The sequence below is a fragment of the Gelidibacter sp. genome, from assembly GCF_039916245.1.
GTDB lineage: Bacteria > Bacteroidota > Bacteroidia > Flavobacteriales > Flavobacteriaceae > Gelidibacter.
In genome coordinates this window covers 1-11,780 of record NZ_JBDSLS010000184.1, presented here as the reverse complement: position 1 = coordinate 11,780, position 11,780 = coordinate 1, and the positions used below count along the sequence as shown (strand labels likewise).

At 37.8% G+C, this 11,780-nt stretch carries 6 protein-coding genes; all 6 read right to left on the bottom strand.

Annotation, left to right across the window (positions count from 1 at the left end; translation table 11 throughout):
• Nucleotides 1–2,579, bottom strand: a 2,579-nt coding sequence (locus tag ABIQ28_RS10000) for a glycoside hydrolase family 2 TIM barrel-domain containing protein (protein ID WP_348036830.1), incomplete at its 3' end; no start/stop codon positions are given.
• 474 nt (nt 2,580–3,053) lie between these two features.
• Nucleotides 3,054–4,790, bottom strand: coding sequence for a RagB/SusD family nutrient uptake outer membrane protein (locus tag ABIQ28_RS09995; protein WP_348036827.1), 1,737 nt, complete (start codon nt 4,788–4,790; stop codon nt 3,054–3,056).
• A 12-nt stretch (nt 4,791–4,802) separates the two neighbouring features.
• The gene (locus ABIQ28_RS09990; protein ID WP_348036823.1) at nt 4,803–7,916 is read right to left on the bottom strand and encodes a TonB-dependent receptor; all 3,114 of its coding nucleotides are present in this window, start codon (nt 7,914–7,916) and stop codon (nt 4,803–4,805) included.
• 208 nt (nt 7,917–8,124) lie between these two features.
• Entirely contained in the window at nt 8,125–9,303 is a 1,179-nt protein-coding gene (locus ABIQ28_RS09985; protein ID WP_348036821.1) for a PNGase F N-terminal domain-containing protein, read from the bottom strand.
• Between the two features lie 90 nt (nt 9,304–9,393).
• Nucleotides 9,394–10,239, bottom strand: coding sequence for an endonuclease/exonuclease/phosphatase family protein (locus tag ABIQ28_RS09980; RefSeq protein ID WP_348036819.1), 846 nt, complete (start codon nt 10,237–10,239; stop codon nt 9,394–9,396).
• 98 nt (nt 10,240–10,337) lie between these two features.
• Nucleotides 10,338–11,780, bottom strand: a 1,443-nt coding sequence (locus tag ABIQ28_RS09975) for a glycoside hydrolase family 92 protein (RefSeq protein ID WP_348036817.1), incomplete at its 5' end; no start/stop codon positions are given.

Genomic DNA, 11,780 nt, shown 5'->3' with positions numbered 1-11,780 from the left:
ACTTTCATAAAAAGCGATGCCTTTTTCCATTCGATATTTCTAGCTTGCATTTGGCTACCAAAGTCATTATCAGTTGGTGCACGCCAAAAGTTAGGTCGTGGCCCGTTGCCGTCCTTGATGAGCTCATTGCCTTCAAAAACATAAGACGTTATTTGTCCTTTATTTTTATTGAAAACTAACTGAATGTCGCTATTTGAAATTTCCAAAGTTTCTTTGGAATCCTTAATTTTTAAAATTCCTTTTTTGGCGATTTCTGTAAGCTCTTTTTTGTATTTACTAGATAAAGCAATTTGCTCATGCGCCACTTCAAATCCTTTTGGAAGAATGCTCCAAGCCGCTTTCGTTTTTGCTGAAATCTCAACAAAATATTCTGTGTTCGGTTTATAATCGATGTCGTTTAGAGACAATCTGATCAATTTCCCAGTATGCGTTTCTACTGAAATATCATCGATTTTAATCGTTTTCAAAACTTTACCATCGGCTTTGATTTCGGCGGTAAAATCGAATTGATCCAAATTGGTAAAATCGTATAGATTCTCAAGCAACACACGTAACTCATTATGTTGATTGATTCCTTTTTCTTTGAAATTGATAAATTCATGAACTTTTTTAACTTCAAATAATGCAGGTTGTGGGGTACGATCTGGAAAAACAATCCCGTTATTTAAAAACGAATTGTCTGACGGCATATTTTCGCCATAATCGCCTCCATAAGCATAAAAACGCTCGCCATTTTCATCGGTTTTCCAAATAGATTGATCCACCCAATCCCAGATAAAACCACCTTGAAGATTGTCATATTGCTCAATAATATCCCAGTATTCCTTGAAGTTCCCGGTACTGTTACCCATTGCGTGTGCATATTCACTAGGAATATAGGGACGATCGGTTTTAGTTTTTCCAACGGCTTCAAAAGTTGCTGCCGATGGATATTGTGGTACGATTATATCCGTATTCGAATCCATATCCCATAAACTGCCATCGTAATCTTTGTATGGACGCTCGTATTGTACAGGACGTTTGGTCTTATCAGCGTTTTTCATCGCATCATAACCTTTGAAGAAATTCACGCCATTTCCAGCTTCGTTCCCCATGGACCAGATAATGACTGATGGATGGTTTTTATCACGCTCAACCATACGCACCATTCTATCCACATGCGCATTTTCCCAACTTGGATTTTTGGCTAAAGAATATTTGCCATAATACATACCGTGTGATTCGATATTTGCTTCATCAACCACGTACAATCCATATTCATCACATAATTCGTAAAAACGACGTTGTTGTGGGTAATGACTTAAACGCACCGCATTAATATTATTTTCTTTCCAAAGTTTGATGTCTTTCATGATCAACTCTTCTGGCACCACGTGACCGGTTTCAGGATTGGCTTCCTGAGTATTCACGCCTTTTAAAGTGATACGCTGGCCATTGACCAAAAGCAAACCTTGTTTGATTTCAATAGATCTAAAACCAATTCTTGAGGTCGTGACTTCGAGCGTTTTTTTCTTGGCGTCTGTTGTTTCAATGAGTAACGTATACAAATTAGGATGTTCTGCACTCCACTGTTTTACGTTTGGTAAGCTGGCAGAAAAGTCAACCGTTGTTTTACTTGAAGTTGAAAATGGTTTGGTTTCAGAAGCTACAATTTTAGAATTGGCATCTAATATTTTATAGGAAACATTGCCTTTAGCTGCTTTTGATAAATGATTTCGAAGATCCACCGATAATTCAAAAACACCATCCTTATAAGCGCCATCTAAAATAGAAACCACTTCATAATCTTGAATACGTACTTTTGGTTGTGCATACACATAAACGCTGCGCTCAATGCCGCTAATTCTCCAGAAATCCTGACATTCTAAGTAAGAACCATCCGTCCATCTGAAAATTTGAATGGCGATTTTATTTTTTCCTGGTTGTGCAGCAGCAGTAATGTTGAATTCTGCAGGCAACTTACTGCCTTGAGAATAACCCACATACTTGCCGTTGAGCCAAACAAATCCGCCCGATTTCATGGCACCGATTTGTAAGAATATTTCTTTTCCGTCCCAGCTATTATCAATATTAAAATCACGCACATAAGTTCCGACAGGATTATATTCGTTTGGAACTTTTCCAGGATTAGCAGGATAAATTCCATCAACAAGTTTCATGTCATCTGCTACCATCGCTTTATAATCGGAAAACTCATATTGATGATTCACATAAATAGGAATCCCATAACCTTCCACTTCCCAGTTTGACGGCACTTTAAGATCATCCCAACCTGAAACATCTTCGTTAGGATTCATAAATGTTGTTGGGCGATCGGCTGGATTTCTTACCCAGTTAAATTTCCAGATGCCGTCCAATAACTGGTAGAATTCCGGGGTGTTTTTTAAAGCATCTTTTTCTGAAGTAAATGACGTAAAGGACGCATGCGCATCCATTTTATGCTCACTGATGACCGCTTCATTTTCGATGTAATGTTTGTAGTCCTTAATCGGATCTTTTTGTTGGCCATTGGCATTTAAAACAGCGCAGAATGCGAATACTGTTTTAAGAATAACTAAAGCTTTTCTTTTCAAAATCATAATAATAAATAAGATGTATGGAATGGCATTTTAATTTCGGCAGTTAGAAACTCGGATAAACATCCGTTAACTCCATCTGCGAATAACAATTACCAGTAAAATTAATTGCCTAAACTAATCAAAATTTAGGCAATTGTATTATGTTAGACCTATTAAATCTACGAAAACGATTTCTTAAAAATTAAATAAAACCTATGAATTTAATGTAAAAATCGCAATCTCCTTCTAAATCCCATCGCGTTAAATTCCGTAGAGTCATATATTGAAAACTTACGCGTACTTTCCAGATCTTTGAAACTGCTTTGAAAAAAGGAGCAAAATCAAAGGAGCTAAAATTAGAGTCGCGACCTTATTCAACAAATCTCATATTGCACTAATGCGTTTCAAAATTTAATGTAAAAAAACCGCTCCTATTAAATAGGAACGGTTTTCATCAAATAACTCAAATAATTGTGAAAAAAATATAAACTCTTCTTAATTCCAGCCTGGGTTTTGAACAAGGCTACCTTGACTTAAAACTATTTGTTCTGTTGGCACAGGAGACAAATAATCTCTACCAAGATTAAATCCAAATCCACCTGGTATAGTATTCATATAAGGATCTATATAACCTTCTGCGTTGACTAGAATAGAGCTTCCGATCAAATCAGCAAATTCCGTCTGCATGTCGCTTCCTACAATTTTAAATCCTTCTAATCTTTTGCCAACAATTAGTTCGTCAGCTGCTGCCCAACGCATTAAATCATCAAAACGTTTTCCTTCTAATGCCATTTCAACACGACGTTCTCTTCTTACTTCGTTGACAATATCACTCAATGCAGGAAACGCTTTGTTTGGATCAGCAACAGGACTTAAATTCAATGCCGGCATGCCGACACGAGTTCTTAGCATGTTGATTGATTTATCCAAATCACTTTGGGTTAAGCTTCCAAGTTCCGCTTTTGCCTCAGCAAAATTGAGGAGTACTTCAGCATATCTAAAGATAATGGCACCAGTCCAACTATCATTTCTTTGAGCGTTATCCGTAATCCCACCTTTGTAAATTTGGAATCCAGTTGTGTTTGTGATTTCATTATTACCTTTAAAAGTTGGGAAATTAAAAATCTCATTTGGCACTCCAACATTAACGGTAAGTAAATCTCCCGGTGTGGCAATAGTTTGGGCAAGTCTAGGATCTCTATCCTTTATTATTGTGGTTAGACTGTTTTCTTGACTTAGGCTATACAAAGGGCTCACACTAATAGGCTGTCCATCAATAGCCAAATAAGAATCTACTAACGATTTAGTAACGCCAGTACCTGATCCTGTATGAGGTAAATAATGTCCTACATAGTGGCTTACACCTTCTGAAACACTGTATTTTTTCCAGAACATAACTTCTGGGTTCCCCGTGTAATTAACCTGGTTAAACAAATCCCAGTAAGTTGATGGTGTGCCATTATTGTACAAGGAATATTCACCTTCATCAATTAACCTTTCTGAAGCCTCAACTGCCCATTTTAAAAATTTGTCACTCTCATTAACAGGCGCAGCAAATGCATCATTATTATGATATTTCTCCCATGTCCCCTCATAAAGGCACACCGTAGATTTCAATGACAATGCCATGCCTTGGTGAACCCTAAACGCCTCAGATCTATTTTTTGGTCTTAATTTAGCAATCGCTAGATCGAGGTTTTCAACAATTTTAGTAGCCAATTCATTTCTTGGCATTCTTGGTGTGTATAATTCTGGTGAATCTGCATTAAGAGTTTTGTCAATATAAGGCACCCCTCCGTATCTTTTAAGAAGATTATAATAGAACATCGCACGGAAAAAATAAGCCTCTCCATTATAATGATCTATTAAAGTAGCATCCCCTTGTGCTTTATCAGAATTTTCAAGGTAGAAATTGACCGCTCTAATAGAACTGTAGTTCCAATTACCATCAGATGTTGGTGGATTCGTTGAAGTTCCAACAAATCGATTGTTTATAAAAATATCTGCAAGATTGTCACTATTATTATCAAACTCAAAGATGCCACCATTATAGCCGTTATGAACTGGAAACGACGTGTAAAATTGGTTTAAGAAAAGCGCAAGATCATTAGGAGTTTTCCAATAAGCCTCAGGAGATATCTGGTCCTCGGGCAACTTATCCAGTAAATCATCCGAACAACCCAAGCTAAAGGTCATAATTAATACTAATGCTATGGATTTTATATGTTTCATAATATGATGTTATTAAAATTGAATATTTAAACCAATTGAATATGATTTCTGAAGTGGGTAAATTTTTCCATTCCCCCAACTACCTCCAGTAGCTTCGGGATCAAAAATGCTTGACATTTTGGTAATGGTCAGCATATTTTCTCCCGCAATGAACAACCTAAGTTTCTTAAGATGTAATTTATCCAGGATATCATTTGAAAAGCTATAACCAAGCGTCACATTCTTTAATCTCAAATAAGCCCCATTTTGCAAAAATCTGGTTTGCACCTCTTGATTTCTCCATGCGCTTCTAAACGTTGGTCTAGGCAAAAATGCACCCGGGTTATCTTCAGACCAATAATCTAAATGCTCTTGAAATCCAGCGGATTGCCATTGATTACCAACAGCACCAAATGTATAAGCGTCGCCCGTCCAAACATCTCTTTTTCCAACTCCCTGCCAGAACATGGAGAAATCCAATCCTTTGTAATCAAAACCAGCATTCAAGGAGTATAAATACCTCGGTGTAGAATTCCCAATTACAGATAAATCACCTGGATCATCTGAAGTAGATCTACCCCAATCAACAAAACCATCACCGTTAATGTCTTTATAATGCACATCACCAGGAAACCATTGTCCACCGTAGAATTTAGTCATATCTGGACCGTTATCAATTTCTGCTTGATTTTGATATAAACCTACAGTTTCAAAGCCCCAGATTTCACCAAGTTTTTGTCCTTCACGGTAAGTGTTCAATAAATTATTTGGGTTACGGTATTTGGTAACAGTAGTTACAGCATCAGAAAGTATGACCCCTACGTTATAGTTAACTTCTCCTATATTATCTTTCCAAGTTAAACTTAACTCAAAACCTTTACTTTCCAAAGACGCATTATTAGCTTGTGGCGACGACGTCCCCAAAACAGCTGGTAATCGTTCAGCCGGACCAAACATATCGTCAGTAGTTCTTATGTAATATTCAAAGGTTGATTGTAGACGGTTGTTAAAGGCCGCTACGTCTAAACCGAAGTTGTCCGTTGATACGGTTTCCCAAGTGATGTCCGGACTAATAAGACCTGGCGTTAGCGTATAATTAGGTCTTCCATTATTACCTAACCACCAAAGATTCTTGCCTATTGGCATACGTCCAATATACAAGTAGTTCGCTACGTTTTGATTTCCAATTGATCCTGTAGAGTAACGTAACTTGAACATGCTAATTTGTTCAACTGGCCAAAAATTTTCTTTCGCTATATTATATCCTGCAGAAAGAGACGGGAAAAAATGCCATCGGCTATCAGGAGCAAATCGAGACGATGCATCATAACGTCCATTAACTTCAAAAAGATACTTTTCGTTGTAATTATAGTTTAGCCTTCCAAAATAACCTTGGGTTGCAAAAGAACCTTGAGAATCATAAGCATTTACTTTTCCTACCCCTGTCGAGATGGATGGTACGTTATCAGTAATCAAATCGTTGATATTTCCTTGAACAGAACTATAATCTGTATTTTCCTGTTGAAATCCGACCAATCCAGAAAAGTTATGGACTTCGTTAACTGATTTATCGTAAGAAACCACAACGTTAGGCGAAATATAATTACGTTCGTAAGCATAACGGGCGAAACTATTATTTTGCTGAATAAAGCGCTCTTGACCGTCGGGTTCTGTAACGCTTACTTTTGCAGTATGGGAACTGACGTTAGATGTCTCACGCTGGTAATATAAACTTGTTTTAATCTTGAAGTTTTCGATAGGCTCAAATATTAAATCGATACCAGCATTCGTATCGAAATCTTTTGACATCCTTCTTCCACCCTCTAAAAGAAATGGTATTTCCGATCCGTCGCTATAACTTCCGTTCGGCATCAAGACACCATTAGTTGGCCAACGACGTGCAATGTTGTGAAGGTAAAGACCCTGATCGTAGCTAGGTCTATCTAAGTCTTCACGAGACATTCTAAGATTGGCATTAACAGTAAACCAATCATTCATTTTACTAGAGATCTTACTATTAAGGGTATAACGTTGGTAGCTATCCTCACCAAAACTCATGATGCCCGGAGCGTCATTAAAAGAACCGGAAACATTGTAATTGAGTTTTTCTTCATTCCCAGAAAAGCTAATATTATGTTGTTGACGCAACACAATATCTTTATACATGACATCAAACCAATTTGTATTCGCATTAGAACCTGTATATTGTTGCCATTGCGTACCATTTGCATTAGGAACTGTCACTGGGGTGTTTACCGGATCTGCTAAGTAAGCTTTTATACGCCCTAAGGTTTCGGCATCAAAAATCGGCGCTCCACCTCCGTTAGTTGCCGCAAGGTTGAAGTAATTGGCAAATTCCAAAGAATTCATCATGTCAGGAACTCTCGTTGGAGAGGAATAAATATAATTATTGGAATAGGTAATCTCATGGCCTTTCACACCTTTACCACTCTTAGTTTTCACTATAATTACACCAAAAGCTGCACGAGATCCATAAATTGCAGAAGACGCTGCATCTTTTAAAACGGAAATGCTTTCGATATCCTCAGGATTTATACTGTTCAACCCAGATGGGTCATTTAATGGAATATCATCAACAATAACCAATGGGGCACTGGTATTTTGAAGGTTACCAACACCACGGATGCTGATGTTCATGCTCGCACCTGGCGAACCTCCACTGTTGCCAACACTTAATAATAATCCTGGCGCAGATCCTTGAATGGCCTGCATGACATTGCTCACCGGTCTATTTTCAAGTACCTCAGCATCAATTGTACTGATTGCACCTGTAAGGTTACCCTTTTTCTGTGTACCATAACCTACAATAACCACCTCATCCAAACCTTCATTCTGCTCAATTAGGGCTACATTAATAGTTGCTTTTCCATTGACAGCAATGGATTGGGTAGCATACCCCACATAACTGAATTGAAGTGTTCCATCGGCATTTACTTCAATGGAATAGTTTCCATCTAAGTCAGACACTACCCCTTTACTGGTGCCTTTCTGTGTAATGTTTACCCCAGGTATTGGATCCCCACTCGTGGTTTCAGTAATTTTTCCTTTTACTGTTATCTGAGCATTGGCTGATATAAAGCCAAAAGCAAAGAATATAAACAGCATTCTACTTAATTTCTGCATCATATTTTTAGATTTTTAACGAAAGTATTATGTATAACATAACAACAATCTTAATTAAAATTTGTTAAATAAATTAACAAATTCGACCAGCGATAACTTAAGTATGTCACACAACCATTTAACTGAGACGAACGTCGTTTCTGAATAAAAAAAACCAATCAATGGGAATTGATTGGTTGATAGAGATCATTAATTAAGACAGAATTGTAGTTTATTCATAGGTCAAATAGGCAGACACCAACCAGTGATTGAGTTTATCGCCATCCACAGGCGTTGCTGGGATTTTAATTCTGATCGCATGCGCGCCAGCTTTTAAATCGCCCAAATCGACGACCATCGGCTCCACAAAAGACCCGGGGCACCAATTGGATCTTGACAGATCTGAGGATGCAATGCGCTCTTCAATTTCCTTGATTTCATACTTATTGGTCAAAGGCGAAATATAAGATGCCGAGTCCTTTCTGATCCACACACCTGAGGTTGGATTGAATCTTCTAAACGACGCACAATCATCACGCCACGGAATCGTATCCAAAACCAATTTGTTGTCGAAATACACACTGTTTTTTAGTTTGATAAATTCATCGCCACCACTATGTCCGCCATGTCCGGTTGTGATATAATGTAATTTCACATTTTTGGCATCCTTTTTTAATTGGATGGTTTCGACTAAGTCGTTATGCGCGAAATTATCAGGGATTTGCTGTCCGCCCACGTAAGGAATGGTATTCACTAAAGGTAAGACTTTGACTTTTTGTTGTTTTCTGTTAGAATAGTTCAATTCCAAATCGAAATCATAGCCTTCTGCAGTCCACGAATCGATCCAAACACCAACATAAAAAGTGCCCGTTACCAAACTTTCCAAATCGGTAATATCAGTTACCCAAACCACTTCCTTTTCCCAACTTGGAATATAAACAGGACGACGGTATTTTACTTTATTGTCGCTATAATGTCCTACGCCAAAAGGTGTCATAAAGCGCATCAATTCCACAACCGGTTCGTAATTTTTACCGTTGACGAATCCAGCATATTTATCGTCAACATAGGAATCCTTCGGAAATTTTCCGTCTTTTTCGGTAATGGAAAGAATGGATAGTTTACTCGGATCCGAAACCACAAAACAAGAACCCGATTTATCCCAACGGTCGCCATTGGAACGTACGGTCAACTTTACACTCACGTCCGTGCCTTGTGCAAACGTAGGGATGGATACTTTTTTATAAACCAAGCGACCATCCATTAAACGAACCGCTTCAGGATCGGTTCCTTTTTCGCCACCGAAGTTTAAAGGTTGTTTGTTAAAGACAGTATGGTTTACTGGTTTTTGTGCATTTACTGAACATAGCGTCGTAAATAAGAAGGCAATGAGGAGCGTGTTTAATTTCATGTTTTTATAATTTTAATTTTTGATAAGGGTTTCAGACCTTTCAGGAGATTGCTTCGTTCCTCGCAATGACACCTGACAGGTCAAATAATTTTAAGGCTTCATAAATTCCAATTCCACAAGAACCGGCAAATGATCGGACGGATATTTACAATCTTTTGAATCACTTAATACCGCATATTTTAAAACTTCAATCTGATCTTTGCTTGTGAAAATATAATCGATCCGATTTAAAACAGGTTTGTTAAACTCAAAAGCATTAAAGGTTCCTGACGGCCCAAAAGGCTTTGCTACACTCACATGTTTGCTATCATTTAAAGCTTTCGACAGTAATTTAATGGGTTCTGATTCTGGCGTCAGATTAAAATCTCCCATGACAATAACGGGCAGATTATGACTATTGAGCTCGGCAACCTTTTCAAGAATCAATGCTGCACTTCTCACTCGAGCCAAATCGCCAATATGATCAAAATGCGTATTAAATACCCAAAACTTTTCCTTACTGAATTTATTTTCAAAAAGTCCAAAAGTACAAATGCGTTCCATCGCGGCATCCCAACCTACTGAGATTTCATTAGGCGTTTCAGACAACCAAAACGTGCCCTCCTTTAATAGCTGTAATTTTTCTTTATTGTAAAAGATCGCACTGTATTCGCCTTTGGTTTTTCCGTCATCACGACCAACGCCGATATAGCCATAATCCACGAAAACGCTCTCCAAATACTGTACTTGATGGTGTAAACCTTCTTGGATTCCAAAAATGTCAGGATGATTATAAGCAATCTGATCGCTCATAAATTCCTTTCGTTTTGACCAGGTATTTTCGCCATCGCCAGGATTGTCATAGCGGATATTATAGGTCATCATTTTATAGGATGCCGTTTGACCTACCGAAGAAAATGTCATGACTAATAAAAGTAAAATGATTATGTTTTTCATGCTATTCAGATTTTGGTTTTTGATCCTTGCTTTTCTTTGAAATCGTGCTCAAACCTGTCAGGTTTTTAAAACCTGACAGGTTTCGTCATCGAATTTATCTAATCCAAAACAACTTTTAAAGTCTTCCCATTAACCAAATCGTTATGGTCGATAAAATACCCTTTCTGCTTTTTGCCATCTAATACTATGTGATTGATTTTCCCGGCACCTACTTTCTCAATGACCAATGCATTATTCTTATAATATCTCGGATCTAAATGAATGGTTATTTTATCGAATCTTGGCGTTGTTATCGTATAAAAAGGATCGGCCGGCGATACCGGATAAATCCCCATCATGCTATAAATTAACCATGCCGACATGGTTCCTGTGTCGTCATTACCAGGCAATCCAGCAGGTTTATTTGTAAAATACTCATTGATTAAATTAGTCACGCGCTCTTGCGTTTTCCACTCGTAACCTGTCGCATAATTGTATAAATACGGATAGGCAATATCAGGTTCGTTAGCCATATCAAATTGCTTGTTATCAAAAACTTCATCCAATTTAGCGACGTAATTCTTTTTGCCGCCCATCAACTTCATTAAGGCTTTGGTATCATGCGTTACCATAAACGTGTATTGCCACGAATTGCCTTCGATAAAACCTAAATTGGTTTCAAAATTGGCACCTGTGTTGGGATGGAAAGGTTCGTACCAAGACCCATCATCGTTTTTCGGACGTAATAAATTGAACTGTTTATCAAATAGCTTTCTGTAGGTTACTGAACGCTCCGAAAACAATTTATAATCTTCTTTTTTTCCCAAGATTTTCGCCAGTTGTGCAATGGCAAAATCACTGATATTATATTCTTGTGTGGTAGAAACCGATCCACTTTGTATGGTTTTTGTGGTCAAATAACCTTTATTGATATAGTCCTTTAATCCAGGTCGTAACGGATTACTTTCTAACTGCATGGCACTTTTCCGCATCGCTTCATAAGCTTTTTCAATATCAAAATCCTGAATGCCTCTCAAATAGGTATCTGCCAAAACAATGCCCGCAGGATCGCCAACCATGGTTGTGGTTTCGGTGGCGTTGAGTTCCCACTTAGGTAACCATCCACTTTCATCATAAATATTGAGCATGCTTTTTACCATATCCGATTGTTGCTTTGGATAAACCAAGCTCATTAATTGATGCAGATTGCGATACGTATCCCATAAGGAAAACACGGTAAAACGCGTGTCCTCGGTTTTGACGGTTTCGCGTTTGCCCATCGTTGGATATTCGCCATTCACGTCATTTAAGGTATTTGGATGAATTAAAGTGTGGTATAATGCCGTGTAAAAAATGGTTTTATCATCTTTGGTGCCGCCTTCCACTTCTATTTTAGATAATAAGTCGTTCCACTGAGATGCTGTATTTTTATAGAGGTCATCAAAAGTCAAACTTTGAGTTTCTTTTTCTAAATTCTCCCGAGCGTTTTCAATACTGACATAACTCACGCCGATTTTCACTTCAACTTGCGTCGGTTTATCAAAATTGTAAGTAAAATAACT